The organism is Pseudomonas sp. PME37.24/025 (assembly GCF_055556615.1).
The window spans coordinates 72329-88706 of the sequence record NZ_JBVHNK010000003.1 but is presented as its reverse complement, the minus strand read 5'-3'; the positions used below and the strand labels follow the sequence as shown (position 1 = coordinate 88706).

Here is a 16378-nt window from a genome sequence, read left to right as displayed (position 1 = left end):
GACGCAGTGTCGAATTAGAGTTTCGCAAAGGAGCCACTGGGATTATGAGTAGCGTTTGGTTTGTGCCAGTGGTTTTCGCCAGTACCTTCATTTTAACGGCGCTCTTGCGCCGTTATGCGTTGTCCAAAAGTCTTATCGATATTCCCAATGACCGTAGCTCTCATTCCATTCCAACGCCGAGAGGTGGAGGGGTGGCCATCGTTGTCAGCTTTCTGGCAGCACTTTGCCTGTTGTTCATCGGAGGGCTGATCCCGGCTGATCTTTTTCTGTCCGGGGTGGGTGCGGGAGCGTTGGTCGCGATCATTGGTTTTATGGATGATCATGGCCACATCGCTGCACGCTGGCGGTTGATGGGGCATTTCGCTGCGGCTGCATGGGCGCTCTATTGGCTAGGAGGTCTGGCGCCTGTTCATGCATTTGGCCAAGTGATCAATCTGGGTTGGCCGGGATCGGTACTGGCCGCTTTTTATCTTGTCTGGATGCTCAACCTCTATAACTTCATGGACGGTATTGACGGTATTGCCGGTGTCGAGGCGGTCACTGTTTGTCTGGGGGCATGTGTGCTGTATGGGCTGGGCGCCAATGACTACCTGATCTGGCCATCCCTGTTGCTCGCAGCCTCTGTGGGCGGGTTCCTGGTCTGGAATTTCCCTTCGGCGCGTATCTTTATGGGCGATGCCGGCAGTGGGTTTCTTGGCTTGATTCTGGGAATCCTCACGCTCCAGGCAGCCTGGGCGTCGTTCGAACTGTTTTGGGGGGGGTTGATACTTCTGGGAGTCTTCATTGTCGACGCGACTTTCACACTGTTTCGTCGATTGCTCCGCGGCGAAAAGGTCTATGAGGCGCACCGAAGTCATGCCTACCAGTTTGCTTCACGGCGATATGGCAAGCATTGGCCGGTCACGATCGCGGTAGGTTTAATCAATCTGCTGTGGTTGCTGCCGATCGCCATATGTGTCACCCGATTCCGACTGGGCGGGGTGATAGGGGTTTTCCTTGCCTATGCACCTTTAGTGCTTCTGGCGTTCAAATATCAAGCGGGAAGGGCAGAATCGGAATGAGCGCTGGCTGACTATACTCGAGAATTGTGGAGTGCCAGATAATCCAGCAGATTGTGGCTAAAGCAATTAAAGCTCCAAGCGTGAACGCCATAGCGTTTCTTGCTTTATCCAAATGCTGGCTATTGATATGAATAGTGATCTGTGGATGGGTTGATCCAAGGGGCAACAAAGAGGGTAAGTTCGTTTCTGAATCCTTTTTGTTCACTCGGATCTGCATCGGCACGATGTCCAGCTGCTCGCTGGTCTCTTCGCCGATGGCGTGTTTGCGGCAACCGCAGGTACAGGTCAGTTCGTGTTCGGGCAGTTCGTGGATGACTTCTATACGCGGCAGATCGGCCGACAGTGGCCCCTTCGTCAGGGGCATCAACGAGCGCTATCGGCTCGCTTTCGGGCTCGTTGAACAGCGCCTGTTGCGGCGTGTTGGGCTCGACAGTCTGTTCGGACTTGCGCCCGAACAAGCGGTCGCGCAGGTGATGGATCGCTTACGGTTGAATTGGCTGCTGGATGGTTTTGACCTGTGGAGGAGCCTTCCGCATCAGGTTTTGACACTGCGATTTGTCGCGTAGTTGGGTATAATCGGGGCTTAAGCGACCTAGCCGTTGGTTTAGGCGGTTTCGACCATACCGTAAATCTGCGAACTAGCGGTTGCACCTTGGGAAGAGCCGGTTCTTACGACTGATCACAAACGATTTGATCGTGGACCTACTAACCTAAGACCACCAGTAACAAAGGCCTACAGTGGCTTGTGGATTCTATCGGACCACTTTCGTACCAACGCCATTTGCTCGACATCTTCAAATTGCTGCTCCAGCAGTCGATGCAGGCATCGGTTATCGCCATGATGGATTAGTTGACCACTACAAACGGGCGGCGGGGTAAATCCGTCTGAAAGGCGGGGCTGGCCCGCTTATCAGTAAAATGAGGGTAGAAATCGGCCCCAAAAACGCAGAACAGGCCAGTAGGTTGAAAAATCGGCTTGAAAACTGCGCCTTAAGCTCATGGAGACACAAGAAAGCATGTGCATCACACAACAGAAAAAAAGCGCAATAGGGCTTCCACCTGAGGGTCGACTAAACCAAGAGATACAAGTGTTACGTGCCATCGCGGTCCTAGCTGTGATCGTACACCATCTAGCGGGCCTGTTTGTTTGGGACGTGACAAAATGGTCAAAGGTGGGGCAAGGGTTGTATGTTGGAGTAGATCTGTTTTTCTGTGTGTCAGGATTCGTGATTGCGAGAGCACTGCTACCAAAGCTAGAAGACAAAACAGGTATAGCGTTTTGGAAGGAGTGCGGAGCGTTCTGGGTGAAACGGCTCTATCGCATTACGCCGTCTGCTTGGTTGTGGCTACTGATCCCTATGGCACTTGGACCACTAATGATCCATACGCAAGCCGCACAATTCAATTCCCAGAATTTGGCAGACATTGCCGCAGCCGTCCTGCATGTTGAGAATTTGCATTTCTACAACTGCACAATTGGCAGTGGCCAATGTGGAGTTTTTGCACTCTATTGGTCGTTGTCTTTAGAGGAGCAATTCTACATTGCGTTGCCATTTATTGTTTTTTTCTTTCGAAAACGACTTTCTCTTGTACTTGTATGCTTAGTTTTCGCTCAACTTTTCATTACCCGACATGAATGGAATGGAGTCCTTTCGTTTATCAGGACGGATGCTATTTTACTTGGGGTTCTGATTGCAATATTTTCCAATACGCCCATCTATAAAGCACTGGAGCCCAGCCTCAACTCTTCTCGTTTCCGTCTCGTAATTCCTGCTCTTCTGTTGTTTAGCCTGTTTGCAACTACTCGGTTTCAGATCGTTAGCTTCTACACTGGGCTAGCAGCAGTCGTTTGTGCAGTAATTTTGTGGCTGTGTTCGTACGATAAGGGTTATTTCTTCAAGCCCTCACCGACTAGAGACTTTCTTGCGTGGATAGGAGCACGCTCTTATGCGATCTATCTTGTTCACATCCCGTCATTTTGGTTCACTCGTGAAATATGGGCGTGGATTGAGCCTCAGGGTACCGAGCTAAACGAGACATACACGTTACAATTTGCGCTGACTGCGCTGGTACTTGTTTTTTCACTCGCCGAACTAAATTACAGATTTGTGGAGGAACCTCTTCGAAAGAGAGGCCATATTCGCGCAAAAAGCTTATTTTCACGCCAGGTTTTGGAAGCCGCATAAGATGATTACCACTTTTAGTCAGCGTTCTGCATTGGCGCTATAGTAAAAAAGGTTCTTCACGGAATCCCGGGAAACACAGAAACAAGAACGCCGATTTGATTGATGATGTTCGTGCGGGCAAACACATCTAACAAACCGGCGTTCTTATGCGATATTAATACTTTCCTTCCTTTTTGGGAGGGCTTTTCTGTTGTCACCATCAAGCCTGATGGCGATACCCTACAAATCGATCTAACCCCTCACGCCACACCACATTTGCCAGTCTTAGAGAGGAGGCCCGAAGTCCCCACCGTTTTTTATGCCTTCCGTGCGTCACACTCAAAAGCTGACACGGCCGAAAATCAGGCTATCTTCAGTTCATGATTATTCCGCTTCAGGCGCTATTTCACGGCGATGAGCCTGCGTTGCAGGCAGAACTCTCCTAAGCTCAGCAGCCTTGTTCGTTCTGTGCGGCAATCTACTAGATTACGACCCATACACCGGGCCGATTTTCCACGCATTACCAGTGCGGCATTTTTTCTGTGATGACGCGCCGTACGTAAGTACAATGTCTTTCGCCGGTTCAACCAAAGGAGTAGGCCAGATTGGAGCAGGGGAATATGGGTAGACTGCGCGAGTTCTTGCTGGGTCTGCCGCGGCGCCAGAAACGATTGATTCAGGTTCTGACGGACGTCGTTCTCGTTTGGGTAGCCTTGTGGCTGGCGTTTATCGTCCGATTGGGGATCGACGAAATGGTCAACCCACTGAAGGTTCACCTCTGGCTTTTTCTCTGTGCTCCAGTTGTCGCCATCCCCCTTTTCATCCGTTTCGGTATGTACCGGGCGGTGATGCGCTATTTCGGCAACGACGCACTCGTTGTCATTATCAAAGCAGTCAGCCTTTCTTCGCTTATTCTCGCATTAGTTGTCTACTGGTACAGCAACCACCAAACCGTCGTCCCACGCTCCATCATCTTCAACTACTGGTGGCTAAGCCTCGTCATCATCGGCGGCCTGCGTCTGTGCATGCGCCAGTACTTCATGGGCGACTGGTTCACCGCCGCCCAACACGTACCGTTCACCAGCCGCGATGACGGCCTAACCAAAGTCGCCATCTACGGCGCAGGCGTGGCAGGCAATCAGTTGGTTGCTGCCTTGCGCATGGGGCGAGTCATGCGCCCAGTGGCATTCATCGACGACGATTCCAGCATCGCCGATCGCTCTATTTCAGGCCTCCAGGTCTACAAACCCAAACACATCCAGCAAATGATCGACGTCACCGGCGCCCAGGAGATCCTCCTGGCCCTGCCGTCATCTACCCGTGCACGACGCCGGGAAATTCTCAATCTGTTGGAGGCTTACCCCCTTCACGTACGAAGCGTCCCGAACTTCACCGATCTGGCCAGCGGCCGGGTCAAGGTTGAAGACATTCAGGAAGTGGATATCGCCGATTTACTGGGCCGTGATGCCGTGCCAGCCCAGGCTGATTTGCTCGAACGCTGTATCAAAGGCAAGACAGTGATGGTCACTGGCGCTGGCGGGTCGATCGGTTCGGAGCTGTGTCGGCAGATTTTCTCCCTCGGCCCGACCACGCTTTTGCTGTTTGAGCACAGTGAGTTCAACCTTTACAGCATTCTGTCGGAGTTGGAGCAGCGGGGCTGTCGTGAGTCAGTGTCGGTCAAGTTGCTGCCTATCCTCGGTTCCATTCGTCACCCGCACAAACTGCTCGATGTGATGAAGACCTGGCGCGTGGATACCGTCTATCACGCGGCGGCTTATAAACATGTGCCGATGGTCGAGCACAACATTGCCGAAGGCGTGCTCAACAATGTCATTGGCACGTTGAACACTGCTCAGGCTGCATTGCAGTCGGGTGTCGCCAACTTCGTGCTGATTTCTACCGATAAAGCCGTTCGTCCGACCAACATCATGGGCAGCACCAAGCGTCTGGCGGAGTTGACCCTTCAGGCCCTCAGTCGTGAAGTTGCCCCGGTACTGTTTGGCGACAAGGCCAATGTATCCCGGGTCAACAAAACCCGTTTCACCATGGTGCGTTTTGGCAATGTGTTGGGGTCGTCCGGTTCGGTGATTCCGTTGTTCCACAGTCAGATCAAGTCCGGTGGTCCATTGACGGTCACGCACCCGAAAATCACCCGCTACTTCATGACTATCCCTGAAGCCGCGCAACTGGTGATTCAGGCCGGCTCCATGGGGCAGGGCGGTGATGTATTCGTCCTGGACATGGGTGAACCGGTGAAGATCATCGAACTGGCGGAGAAGATGATTCACCTGTCCGGTTTGAGCATTCGTTCGGAGCGAAATCCCCAGGGCGATATTTCGATTGAGTTCACGGGGCTACGTCCGGGCGAGAAGCTTTACGAAGAGTTGCTGATCGGCGATAACGTCGCGGCGACACCGCACCCGATGATCATGACCGCCAACGAAGATCATTTACCCTGGGACGTGCTCAAGGGCCGCTTGGCTGAGCTGTTGTTGGCGGTCGAGCAGGATGATTATTCCCGCGTGCGCCAGCTCTTGCGCGAAACGGTCAGCGGCTACACCCCCGACGGGGAGATCGTCGACTGGATCCACCAGCAACGCCGCCTCGAACCCTGATTGTTTCACATCCTGTAACTGACACACTTTTGACAGCTCCACCACATCGCCTAAGTTTGGGAGGCAGCTTCGGAAAAGCTGCTTTCTCAATCGATGTCATGGAGCTTCATTTATGCGTACTGGCTATTTCTATTCTCTGGTTTTTGCCCTGCTCACCAGCGCCTCTATTGCGGCCATTGCCGCGCCGGCAGCGGCGCCGGAGGCTGCCAAGGCACCCTTGATGCTGGACGTTGCCGCCAAGGCTCAAACGAGTAAGGTCGATCTCAATGGGGCTGATGCGCCGACTCTGCAGCGCGAGCTGTCCGGGATTGGTGAGGCGAAAGCCAAGGCGATTGTTGCGTATCGTGAGAGTAATGGGCCATTTTCGTCCGTCGACGAATTGCTGGAAGTGAAAGGGATCGGCAAAGCCATTCTGGACAAGAATCGCGAGAAGCTGGAAGTGAACTAAGCTTGTAAATCCACGCCAAGAGGCCGGTCACTGACCGGCCTTTTTGCTTATTGCCGCGGAGGGTGATCTGGCACCTTTCATCGGGGTGTAAAAAATTACGGCTATCATATGGTGTTAAAATTATGCCTATAATAAATTCATCATTCGCTGAAGCGCCCTGACTTTCAGGCGCTCGCTTTCTTGAAGCATCTCCCAGGAGCACAGTCATGAATTCTGTCCAGAACCAAGGTATGGCCCTTGTCACCGGCGCTTCTTCCGGCATTGGTGCGGTTTACGCTGAGCGGTTGGCGGCACGTGGTTTTGATTTGTTGCTTGTTGCCCGTGATCAAGAACGGCTGGAGGCTGCGGCGAGCAAGCTGCGTACGGCGCATGGTGTTCAGGTGGAGGTGCTGAAGGCGGATCTGACGCAGAAGGGAGATGTGTTGAAGCTTGAGCAGCGTCTGCGCAGCGATTCGAGCATCAGCCTGTTGCTGAACAACGCTGGAGTTGCTGCAGATGGGTTGCTGGCCAACGCTGATATGGATCAGCTGGAGCGGTTGATTCAGCTGAACGTCACCACGGTGACGCGGCTGGCCTCGGCAGCGGCGGCCAGTTTTACCAAGGCCGGTCGCGGGACGATCATTAATATCGCGTCGGTGGTGGCGTTGTTTCCTGAACGGTTCAATGCGACGTACAGCGCGAGCAAGGCTTATGTGTTGAGTCTGACCCAGTCGTTGAACGCCGAGCTTGCGGGCACCGGGGTTCAGGTCCAGGCGGTGTTGCCGGGTGTAACACGCACCGAAATCTGGGAGCGCTCCGGTATCGATGCGACCCAGATTCCGGCGGACATGGTCATGGAGGCAGGGGAGATGGTCGATGCGGCGTTGTCGGGGCTGGATCAGGGTGAGTTGATCACCATTCCTTCCTTGCCGAATCTCTCTGAGTGGGAGTCCTATGTAGCGGCGCGTCATGCGATGGCGCCGAATCTGTCCAGAAGCACGGCCGCCACGCGTTACAAGTGAGGCACCATGAATCGGCTTGAGGTATTTGCGTTATGAGTAATCGTCGAGTGGTGGTCACGGGCATGGGCCTGGTGTCGCCGTTGGGTAGTGGCGTCGAAGCGGTTTGGGCGCGTTTGTTGGCCGGGCGTTCCGGGTTGCGGGCGTTACCGGACGAGATAGTTGCCGATCTGTCCACCAAGGTCGGTGGCGCGGTGCAGACTCTGACGGAAGATCCCGAGGCGGGTTTTGATCCGGATCGGGCGACGCCGCCCAAAGAGCAGAAGAAGATGGACCGCTTCATTATGTTTGCCATGGAGGCGGCGCGTCAGGCACTGGAGCAGGCCGGTTGGCAACCGCAGGACGCCAATTCCCAGGAGCGCACTGCCACCATTATTGGCTCGGGCGTGGGCGGTTTCGGCGCGATTGCCGATGCGGTGCGCACCACCGACAACCGTGGCCCGCGACGTTTGTCACCGTTCACCATTCCTTCGTTTCTGGTCAATCTCGCCGCGGGCCATGTGTCGATCGAGCACGGTTTCAAAGGCCCTTTGGGGGCTCCGGTAACAGCGTGTGCGGCCGGGGTTCAGGCGATTGGTGACGCGGCGCGGCTGATTCGATGTGGCGAGGCGGATATTGCAGTGTGTGGCGGTGCAGAGGCGGCGATCGATCGTGTCAGCCTCGCCGGGTTCGCGGCGGCAAGAGCCTTGTCCAGCGGTTACAACGACACTCCGGAGCGCTCCTCGCGGCCGTTCGACAGTGGTCGCGATGGCTTTGTGATGGGCGAGGGCTCGGGCCTTCTGGTGATCGAATCCCTGGAACATGCCTTGGCGCGCGGCGCTCAGCCGTTGGCCGAACTGGTCGGTTACGGCACCAGTGCCGATGCTTATCACCTGACCGCGGGGCCTGAAGATGGCAGCGGTGCGCGTCGGGCGATGTCGCTGGCGTTAGCCCAGGCGGGCATTTCGCCGGCGCAGGTGCAGCATCTTAACGCTCACGCGACCTCGACTCCGGTTGGGGATTTGGGGGAATTGGCGGCCATCAAGTCGTTGTTTGGTTCGGACAACAAGATAGCCGTGACATCGACCAAGTCTGCGACCGGGCATTTGCTCGGCGCTGCTGGCGGGATCGAGGCGATCTTTACCCTGTTGGCACTCCGCGATCAGGTGGTGCCGGCGACGCTGAACTTCGATAACCCGGATCCGGCGGCGCAAGGGGTGGACATTGTTCACGGTCAGGCGCGGCCAATGACGATCGAGTACGCGATGTCCAACGGCTTCGGATTTGGCGGCGTGAACGCCAGCGTGTTGTTCAAATATTGGGAGGACTAGTTCACGACAGGTGATGGCACGAATAGTGATTACTCATTTGCTGACGATTGTTGAACAATCTAGAGGCGTTGAGTATGAGCAGCGGACTGTCCCTGGCCGACCACATCACATTGGAGTTACGCGCTGACATCATCGGCGGTCGTTTGCTGCCCGGCATGGCGTTGGTGGAAAACGATCTGGTATCGGCCTACAACGCCTCGCGAAACACGATTCGCGAGGCGTTGCACCGTCTGGGGCAAGAAGGGCTGACCCGTTACGTGCGCAACAAAGGCGTGATGGTGCGCAGGTTGGGATCTGATGATGTGCGCGATCTGTTCAAGGTCCGTCGCACTCTGGAGTTGCAAGCCATCAGCGCCAGTCAGCCGCTACGTGATTATCAGTCCGACCGGATGCTCGAAGCGCTGGAGGCCACCGAGTTGGCCCGGGAGCGTGAGGACTGGCGCGCGGTCGGCACCCACAGCCTGGCATTTCACCAACACATCGTCGGATTGCTGCGCAGTCCATTGTTCGATGAGTTCTTCACCAACGTCGTCGCGCAATTGCGCCTGGTGTTTTGCACCGCTCCCGATGAATCGCGTTTTCAGGCGCCCTGGCTGGCGCGTGACCGGCAGATACATGACTTGCTGGCCGACGGCGATAAGCGCGCGGCCGGCGACGCCATGAGCCTTTATCTCGACGACTCCGAACACCTCCTGTTGCAGATGCTTGCCCCTTCTTCCCATCACTGATCGAGGATTTGTGCCATGTACAAAGACTATCCGGCGGCCTATCAAGTCAGCAAAGGCTCGGCCTTGCAGGTAGACACGGCTTTCTACGAGAGAGTCCGGGACAAGAAAGAGGGGCGCACGCTGATCGAACAGTTCGAAGTGCCGATCCGCACCGGGCGCGCCTGGAATGTGCCGGCGGGGCATGTGTTCAGGGTCACGACCCCTGTCGGCCCGCAAGTCGGGGACTTCAATGTCTGGAATGCCCACGACCCGCGCGAACGCTTGTGGGCTGCGCGGACCCGGCAGTTGCAGGGCGCGCATGTCAGCACCCATGACCGGCTCTGGTCGAACCTGCCTTTCTTACGACCGCTGGTGACTATCACCGACGATAGCCTGGCCGGGTACGGCATCGACGAACATGGCGGGCGTTTGCACGACTTGCTGGGGACGCGGTGCGATCCGTATGTGAACAAAATGCTCACGGGCGAAGACTTCCATCATCACTGCCACTCGAATTTGACTCGCGCAGTGTTGCCCCATGGCCTGACTGAATTTGACGTGCACGATGTGCTGAACATTTTCCAGTGCACCGGCCTGAATCACGACGACATGTACTTCATGAAAGCCTGCCCGGCGCAGAAGGGTGATTATCTGGAGTTCTTTGCCGAGATTGATTTGCTGTGCGCGCTGTCGACGTGTCCGGGTGGCGATCTGTCCCTGGCCATGTGGGGGCCGGATGCGCAGGATCCGCTGAGTGTGTGTCGCCCGCTGGGGGTGGAGATTTATCGGTTGGAGGATTCGTTGCTTGAGGGCTGGAGCCAGCCGGAACGTGCGGCTTACAAAGGGCTGCATGGCTTGCACATTGCCAAGGCCGATTGGGAGAAATAGAACCGCTTTTGTGGCGAGGGAGCTTGCTCCCGCTCGACCGCGCAGCGGGCGCAAAAAATGTGCGAGGAACCTCAAGGGTCGCTACGCGACCCAGCGGGAGCAAGCTCCCTCGCTCGCCACAATTGTTTGCTAGCGGTCCTGCGCATCCTTGGCATCCGCTTGCGCATTGCGTTCGGCGACGCGTTTACGTTGCTCTTCGGTCAATTCGACCTTGTTGGCGGTGTCGCGCAGCATCATCAAACCGCCAACGATCGAGCCGATGGCAACGATCAGAATCAACCAGGCATACCAAGGCATAGGAGTTCTCCTTAAGGGCAGACCGGTGGGCAAGGGGTTCGCCAACCGATCGTGCATACCACTTTTGAGCGATCAATTTTCGCAGTGGTTCCATTCTATGCCTGTTATGTCCCGTTCATCTGCGCCACGTCTTCGAAACTTGCACATTCCCCGTAGGAGCTGCCGAAGGCTGCTCCTACAGGGGGCAGTGTGTGAAGTCAGAGCCCGGTCAACATCGCATCCGCCGGCGCATCGGCTCGCAATTGCGCGGTGAGCATGAAGTACACGAAACCCACTGCCATGAAGCCGAGGAAGATCAACCCGATCAAGGTGTTGAACCAGGCCATCGCCACCAGGCAAACCACCGCCAGCAGCAGCGCAATGAACGGCACCAACGGGTAGCAGGGCGCGCGGAAGGTGCGTTCCAGGTTCGGTTCGGTTTTGCGCAGTTTGAACAGGCTGAGCATGCTCATGATGTACATCACGATCGCGCCGAATACCGCGATGGTGATCATCGCCGCCGTCAGCGTCATGCCGCCGAGGTTGATCAAGCCGTCGCTGTAGATCGCCGCGATGCCGATTACGCCACCGGCGATGATCGCCCGGTGCGGGGTCTGGAAGCGCGACAGTTTGGCCAGGGATGCCGGGAGGTAACCGGCCCGGGCGAGGGCGAAGAACTGCCGCGAATAGCCGAGGATGATCCCGTGGAAACTCGCCACCAGGCCGAACAGGCCGATCCACACCAGCATGTGCAACCAGCCGGAGCTTTCGCCGACCACGGCTTTCATGGCTTGCGGCAGCGGATCGTTAATGTTCGACAGGGTGCGCCAATCGCCGACGCCGCCGGCAAAGAACATCACGCCCATGGCCAGCAGCACCAGGGTCAGAATGCCGCTGATGTAGGCTTTGGGAATCGTGCGTTTCGGGTCCTTGGCTTCTTCGGCGGCCATGGCTGCACCTTCGATGGCCAGGAAGAACCAGATGGCAAACGGAATAGCCGCGAACATGCCGGCAATCGCGGGCGCACCGAACACATCAGAGCCGGCCCAACCGTTGAGGGCGAAGTTACTGAAGCTGAAAGCCGGGGCGACCACGCCCATGAACACCAGCAATTCGGCGACCGCCAGTACACAGACCACCAGTTCGAAGGTCGCGGCGAGTTTCACGCCGAGGATATTCAGGCCCATAAACACAATGTAGGCACCGACTGCCGCGTGTTTCGGGTCGAGGGCCGGAAACTGCACGTTCAGGTAGGCACCGATGGCCAAGGCAATCGCTGGTGGGGCGAAGACGAATTCAATCAGCGTCGCCAGCCCGGCAATCAATCCACCTTTTTCGCCAAAGGCGCGGCGGCTGTAGGCAAAGGGACCGCCGGCATGGGGAATGGCGGTGGTCAGCTCGGTGAAACTGAAGATGAAGCAGGTGTACATCGTGGCGACCATGAACGAGGTCACCAGAAAGCCAAGTGTCCCGGCAACGCCCCAGCCATAACTCCAGCCAAAGTACTCACCGGAAATCACCAGCCCGACCGCGATACCCCACAGGTGCAGCGTGCCCAGCGTGGGTTTGAGTTGTGTGTTCATGCGTTGCTCCCTGAACGGTTTGAAAATGTTCGGGGAGGGCGTGTGCAGTGGGCGTGCCATTTTGCAGGTGCGTGTCGTAAAGCGCTGAAAGCTGTCGTATCGGGGATGTTCGCGGCTGGATGAGTGCTTTTTGTGCGCCAGCTAGGGGCAGTGGTGCCTGTTCTGCCGCCATCGCGGGCAAGCCCGCTCCCACAGGTTTTTTGAGTGTCTGGGCGAACGCATTCCACTGTGGGAGCGGGCTTGCCCGCGATGAGGCCCGTCCGGACACCGCAGTAACAAAGCCATAAACCCACTCTTTACGCATTTTTTATGCCCCGCCCCACCCCTCGATCTCGCGCCTTTACAGCCTCCCTGCAGACAATCACTCCACACGCGGCAATACGCCGTAACACGGAGAACTTCCATGAGCGTTCTGGACGGAGTGTCACTGCTATTGGCAGTGGGACTGTTCATTTATCTGTTGGTTGCGCTGTTGCGCGCGGACCGGAACTAGGAGCGGCTATGCACAGTTATGACTATTGGCTGATCATCGCCTTCTTCGCCGTAGTGCTGATTCCGGCACCGTTTCTGGGGCGCTTCTACTACAAGGTGATGGAAGGTCAGCGCACTTGGCTTTCGCCGATCCTCGGGCCGGTGGAGCGTGGTTGCTATCGGGTGGCCGGCGTCGATCCGCAGGCCGAGCAGAGTTGGCAGAAATACACCCTGGCCTTGCTCGCCTTCAACCTCGCGGGTTTTTTGCTGCTGTTTGCGATCCTGCTGTTTCAGGATCACTTGCCGCTGAATCCACAAAACCTGCCGGGTCAGGAGTGGACGCAAGCGTTCAACACCGCCGTCAGCTTCATGACCAACACCAACTGGCAGTCCTACAGCGGCGAAGCGACCCTGAGCTACCTGAGTCAGATGGTCGGCCTCACCGTGCAGAACTTTGTCAGCGCCGCCACCGGCCTAGCGGTGTTGGTTGCGCTGTGTCGCGGTATCGGTCGCAAATCCACCAAAACCCTCGGCAATTTCTGGGTCGACATGACCCGCGCCACCCTCTACGGCCTCTTGCCGTTGTGCCTGTTGCTGGCGCTGTTTCTGGTCTGGCAGGGCGTGCCACAAACCTTCGCTCACTACGTGAATGCCGTGACGATGCAAGGCGTCGATCAGGTAATCCCGCTCGGCCCGGCCGCCAGCCAGATTGCGATCAAGCAACTGGGCACCAACGGCGGTGGCTTCTTCGGCGTCAACTCGGCACATCCGTTCGAGAACCCGACGGCCTGGAGCAATCTGTTCGAAGTCTCCTCGATCATTCTGATCCCGGTGGCGCTGGTGTTCACTTTTGGCCATTACGTGAAAGACCTGCGTCAGAGCCGCGCGATCATCGCCTGCATGCTGGCGCTGTTTTTGATCGGCGGCGCGACGTCGCTGTGGGCTGAATATCAACCCAACCCGACTCTGGCCAACGTCGCCGTCGAACAGACCGCGCCGCTGGAAGGCAAGGAAGCGCGTTTCGGTACCACCGCCACCGTGCTGTGGTCGGTGACTACCACTGCGGCGTCGAACGGTTCGGTCAACGGCATGCACGACAGCCTCAACCCGCTGAGCGGCATGGTCGCGATGATCAACATGATGGTCGGCGAAGTGATCTTCGGCGGCGTCGGAGCCGGGCTCTACGGCATGTTGCTCAACGTGCTGATCGCAGTGTTCCTCGCTGGCCTGATGATTGGCCGCACTCCGGAATACCTCGGCAAGAAACTGCAGGCCCGGGAAGTTCAACTGCTGGTGGTGACCTTGCTGGTGATGCCGGTCGGCGTGCTGGTGCTGGGTGCGATTGCCGCCAGCCTGCCAGGCCCGGTCGCGGCGGTGAGTAACCCCGGTGCTCACGGTTTCAGCCAGTTGCTTTATGCCTACACCTCGGCCAGTGCCAATAACGGTTCGGCGTTTGCGGGATTTGGGGCGAACACCGCGTTCCACAACCTGATGCTGGGGCTGGGCATGTTGATTGGGCGCTTCGGTTACATCCTTCCGGTTCTGGCGTTGGCTGGCAGCCTGGCGATGAAGAAAACCGCACCGATCGGCCAGAACAGCTTCCCGACCCACGGCCCGCTGTTCGTGACCTTGCTGACCGTGACCATTTTGCTGGTGGGTGGTTTGACCTTCTTGCCGACGCTGGCGCTGGGCCCAATCGCTGAACACTTGAGCCTGGGCTTCTGAGCCGCTTTTTTAGGAGCACGATGATGAATATGCCCGCAACTAAAGCCGCTGTCGTCAAGGCGCCGGAACAACCGAAAACCGCGATCTCGGCCCTCTGGCGCCCGGCGCTGGTGCAAGCATTCGTAAAGCTCGACCCACGGCAATTGCAGCGTGCGCCGGTGATGCTGGTAGTAGAGCTGACCGCGATTCTGACCACTGTGCTGTGCTTCATTCCCGACAACGCCGTGCCGACTTTCGTCGCCGCGCAAATCGCGTTGTGGCTATGGTTCACGGTGCTATTTTCCAACTTCGCTGAAGCGCTGGCCGAAGGTCGCGGCAAGGCCCGCGCCGACAGCCTCAAGGCCGGCAGCGAAGGCTTGAGTGCCCGACGTAAAACGGCCAATGGCAGCTTTCAGATCGTGCCCGCCAGCAGCCTGCGCAAGGACGATGTGGTGCGTGTCGAAGCGGGGGAGATGATTCCCGGTGACGGCGAGGTGATCGAAGGCATCGCGGCGGTCAACGAAGCGGCGATTACCGGTGAATCGGCGCCAGTGATTCGTGAGTCCGGCGGCGACCGCTCGGCCGTCACCGGCAACACTCGACTGGTGTCCGACTGGCTGCTGGTGCGCATCACCGCCAACCCCGGCGAGTCGACTCTCGACCGCATGATCGCGCTGGTCGAAGGCGCCAAACGCCAGAAAACCCCGAACGAAGTGGCGCTGGATATCCTGCTGATCGGCTTGACCTTGATCTTCCTGCTGGTGGTGGTGACCCTGCAACCGTTCGCCCACTTCGCCAATGGCAGCCTGCCGCTGGTGTTTCTGGTGGCGTTATTGGTCACGCTGATTCCGACCACTATCGGCGGTTTGTTGTCGGCGATCGGGATTGCCGGGATGGACCGTCTGGTGCGCCTGAACGTGATCGCCAAATCCGGTCGCGCCGTGGAAGCGGCGGGGGACGTGCATGTTCTGCTGCTGGACAAGACTGGCACCATCACCTTCGGTAACCGTCGCTGCACAGCGGTTTACGCGGCGCCGGGTGTCACCGCCAAGGAACTCGCCGAGGGGGCATTGTTCGCCTCGCTGGCCGATGACACGGCAGAAGGTAAATCCATCGTCGAGTACCTGCGCGGCACTCAGCCACAACCTGAGCCGGCCACCGAGTTGTTGACCGCCGTGCCCTTCAGCGCCGAGACGCGTTTGTCCGGTGTCGACTATCAGGGCCGCGTGTATCGCAAGGGGGCAGTGGATTCGTTGCTGGCCTTCGTTGGCCTGAAACGCGCCGATCTGGCCGCGCCGCTGTCCCGGGAAATCGACAAGATTGCACAGAGTGGCGGCACGCCATTGCTGGTGTGCGCCGACGGTAAATTGCTCGGCGCGATCCACCTCAAGGACGTGGTCAAACCCGGCATCCGCGAGCGTTTCGCCGAGCTGCGCAAACTGGGCATCCGCACCGTCATGGTGACCGGCGACAACCCGCTGACCGCTGCGGCGATTGCCGCTGAAGCCGGCGTGGATGACGTGCTGGCCGAAGCCACGCCGGAGAAAAAACTGGCGCGCATTCGTCACGAGCAGAACGACGGGCGCCTGGTCGCCATGTGCGGTGACGGCGCCAACGACGCCCCGGCCCTGGCCCAGGCGGACGTCGGCATGGCGATGAACGACGGTACGCAAGCGGCGCGGGAAGCGGCGAATATGGTCGACCTCGACAGCGACCCGACCAAGCTGCTGGACGTGGTGCAAATCGGCAAGGAATTGCTGGTGACCCGCGGTGCGCTGACCACCTTTTCCATCGCCAACGACGTAGCCAAGTACTTCGCGATCCTGCCGGCGCTGTTCGCCTCGATCTACCCGCAACTGGGCGTGCTGAACATCATGCACCTGAGCAGTCCGCAGAGCGCGATTCTATCGGCGATTGTGTTCAACGCGTTGATCATTGTGGTGCTGATTCCGTTGGCATTGCGCGGTGTGAGGGTGCAGGCGGTGAGTGCGGCGGCGTTGCTGCGGCGCAATCTGCTGATCTATGGGCTGGGCGGGATTCTGGTGCCGTTCGTGGGCATCAAGGCGATCGACATGCTGTTGACGGCGCTGCATCTGGTTTGACGGCTGTCGCTGGAGTAGGGGCTTTTTTGTGGCGAGGGAGCTTGCTCCCG

The 16378-nt window shown here is 57.7% G+C and carries 13 protein-coding genes and 2 pseudogenes; 11 read left to right on the top strand and 4 right to left on the bottom strand.

Features of this window, described 5'->3' with window-relative positions; all coding sequences use genetic code 11:
- Positions 1-44 precede the first annotated feature (44 nt).
- Positions 45-1061 (top strand): MraY family glycosyltransferase, encoded by a 1017-nt coding sequence (locus ACZ3HH_RS06435; RefSeq protein WP_465803511.1) that lies wholly within the window; start codon positions 45-47, stop codon positions 1059-1061.
- A gap of 196 nt (positions 1062-1257) precedes the next feature.
- On the opposite strand, the pseudogene ACZ3HH_RS06430 reads toward ACZ3HH_RS06435, so the two are convergent.
- Together ACZ3HH_RS06430 and ACZ3HH_RS06425 are read right to left on the bottom strand one after the other, a co-directional pair.
- A pseudogene (locus tag ACZ3HH_RS06430) lies at positions 1258-1410 on the bottom strand (IS66 family transposase zinc-finger binding domain-containing protein); the annotation flags it as partial.
- Positions 1385-1531: pseudogene (locus ACZ3HH_RS06425) on the bottom strand (hypothetical protein); the annotation flags it as partial. The pseudogenes ACZ3HH_RS06425 and ACZ3HH_RS06430, both read right to left, overlap by 26 nt.
- 618 nt (positions 1532-2149) lie before the next feature.
- Between ACZ3HH_RS06425 and ACZ3HH_RS06420 the strand changes: the two are divergent.
- From ACZ3HH_RS06420 to ACZ3HH_RS06390, 7 genes are all read left to right on the top strand, one after another.
- Positions 2150-3247 carry an acyltransferase family protein gene (locus ACZ3HH_RS06420; RefSeq protein WP_465803510.1) on the top strand — a complete coding sequence of 366 codons (1098 nt, stop codon included), beginning with the start codon at positions 2150-2152 and terminating at the stop codon, positions 3245-3247.
- Positions 3248-3846: 599 nt separating this feature from the next.
- Positions 3847-5841, top strand: a complete 1995-nt coding sequence (locus ACZ3HH_RS06415; protein ID WP_465803508.1) for a polysaccharide biosynthesis protein — start codon at positions 3847-3849, stop codon at positions 5839-5841.
- A gap of 112 nt (positions 5842-5953) precedes the next feature.
- Positions 5954-6289, top strand: a complete 336-nt coding sequence (locus ACZ3HH_RS06410) for a ComEA family DNA-binding protein (RefSeq protein ID WP_465803507.1) — start codon at positions 5954-5956, stop codon at positions 6287-6289.
- 206 nt (positions 6290-6495) lie between these two features.
- Positions 6496-7290, top strand: coding sequence for an SDR family NAD(P)-dependent oxidoreductase (locus ACZ3HH_RS06405; RefSeq protein WP_465803506.1), 795 nt, complete (start codon positions 6496-6498; stop codon positions 7288-7290).
- Between the two features lie 32 nt (positions 7291-7322).
- The gene (gene fabF, locus ACZ3HH_RS06400) at positions 7323-8597 is read left to right on the top strand and encodes a beta-ketoacyl-ACP synthase II (protein WP_465803505.1); all 1275 of its coding nucleotides are present in this window, start codon (positions 7323-7325) and stop codon (positions 8595-8597) included.
- A 74-nt stretch (positions 8598-8671) separates the two neighbouring features.
- Complete coding sequence (locus tag ACZ3HH_RS06395) at positions 8672-9325, top strand: GntR family transcriptional regulator (protein WP_465803503.1); 654 nt, start codon at positions 8672-8674, stop codon at positions 9323-9325.
- Positions 9326-9340: 15 nt separating this feature from the next.
- Positions 9341-10192 carry an urea carboxylase-associated family protein gene (locus tag ACZ3HH_RS06390; RefSeq protein ID WP_320393764.1) on the top strand — a complete coding sequence of 284 codons (852 nt, stop codon included), beginning with the start codon at positions 9341-9343 and terminating at the stop codon, positions 10190-10192.
- Positions 10193-10321: 129 nt separating this feature from the next.
- On the opposite strand, the gene ACZ3HH_RS06385 is transcribed toward ACZ3HH_RS06390, so the two are convergent.
- On the bottom strand, positions 10322-10489 hold the full coding sequence (locus ACZ3HH_RS06385) for a DUF2897 family protein (protein WP_111450692.1): 168 nt from the start codon (positions 10487-10489) through the stop codon (positions 10322-10324).
- Positions 10490-10686: 197 nt separating this feature from the next.
- A complete protein-coding gene (eat, locus tag ACZ3HH_RS06380) occupies positions 10687-12051 on the bottom strand; it encodes an ethanolamine permease (protein ID WP_465803501.1) in 1365 nt (454 codons plus the stop codon).
- Between the two features lie 403 nt (positions 12052-12454).
- Between eat and kdpF the strand changes: the two genes are divergently transcribed.
- From kdpF to kdpB, 3 genes are read left to right on the top strand one after another with little or no spacing between them, the layout of a single operon-like run.
- Positions 12455-12544: a K(+)-transporting ATPase subunit F gene (kdpF, locus tag ACZ3HH_RS06375; protein ID WP_007899818.1), complete on the top strand. Its 90-nt coding sequence runs from the start codon at positions 12455-12457 to the stop codon at positions 12542-12544.
- Between the two features lie 8 nt (positions 12545-12552).
- Positions 12553-14247, top strand: a complete 1695-nt coding sequence (gene kdpA / locus ACZ3HH_RS06370; protein ID WP_465803493.1) for a potassium-transporting ATPase subunit KdpA — start codon at positions 12553-12555, stop codon at positions 14245-14247.
- 23 nt (positions 14248-14270) lie between these two features.
- Positions 14271-16328: a potassium-transporting ATPase subunit KdpB gene (gene kdpB, locus ACZ3HH_RS06365; RefSeq protein WP_465803491.1), complete on the top strand. Its 2058-nt coding sequence runs from the start codon at positions 14271-14273 to the stop codon at positions 16326-16328.
- Positions 16329-16378 lie beyond the last annotated feature (50 nt).

What these genes read in the sequence shown, in the direction of transcription:
- ACZ3HH_RS06435 (WP_465803511.1), top strand. Translation starts at nt 45, where the DNA reads ATGAGTAGCGTTTGGTTTGTGCCAGTGGTTTTCGCCAGTACCTTCATT.
- ACZ3HH_RS06415 (WP_465803508.1), top strand. Translation starts at nt 3,847, where the DNA reads ATGGGTAGACTGCGCGAGTTCTTGCTGGGTCTGCCGCGGCGCCAGAAA.
- ACZ3HH_RS06410 (WP_465803507.1), top strand. Translation starts at nt 5,954, where the DNA reads ATGCGTACTGGCTATTTCTATTCTCTGGTTTTTGCCCTGCTCACCAGC.
- ACZ3HH_RS06405 (WP_465803506.1), top strand. Translation starts at nt 6,496, where the DNA reads ATGAATTCTGTCCAGAACCAAGGTATGGCCCTTGTCACCGGCGCTTCT.
- fabF (WP_465803505.1), top strand. Translation starts at nt 7,323, where the DNA reads ATGAGTAATCGTCGAGTGGTGGTCACGGGCATGGGCCTGGTGTCGCCG.
- ACZ3HH_RS06395 (WP_465803503.1), top strand. Translation starts at nt 8,672, where the DNA reads ATGAGCAGCGGACTGTCCCTGGCCGACCACATCACATTGGAGTTACGC.
- ACZ3HH_RS06390 (WP_320393764.1), top strand. Translation starts at nt 9,341, where the DNA reads ATGTACAAAGACTATCCGGCGGCCTATCAAGTCAGCAAAGGCTCGGCC.
- ACZ3HH_RS06385 (WP_111450692.1), bottom strand. Translation starts at nt 10,489, where the DNA reads ATGCCTTGGTATGCCTGGTTGATTCTGATCGTTGCCATCGGCTCGATC.
- eat (WP_465803501.1), bottom strand. Translation starts at nt 12,051, where the DNA reads ATGAACACACAACTCAAACCCACGCTGGGCACGCTGCACCTGTGGGGT.
- kdpF (WP_007899818.1), top strand. Translation starts at nt 12,455, where the DNA reads ATGAGCGTTCTGGACGGAGTGTCACTGCTATTGGCAGTGGGACTGTTC.
- kdpA (WP_465803493.1), top strand. Translation starts at nt 12,553, where the DNA reads ATGCACAGTTATGACTATTGGCTGATCATCGCCTTCTTCGCCGTAGTG.
- kdpB (WP_465803491.1), top strand. Translation starts at nt 14,271, where the DNA reads ATGAATATGCCCGCAACTAAAGCCGCTGTCGTCAAGGCGCCGGAACAA.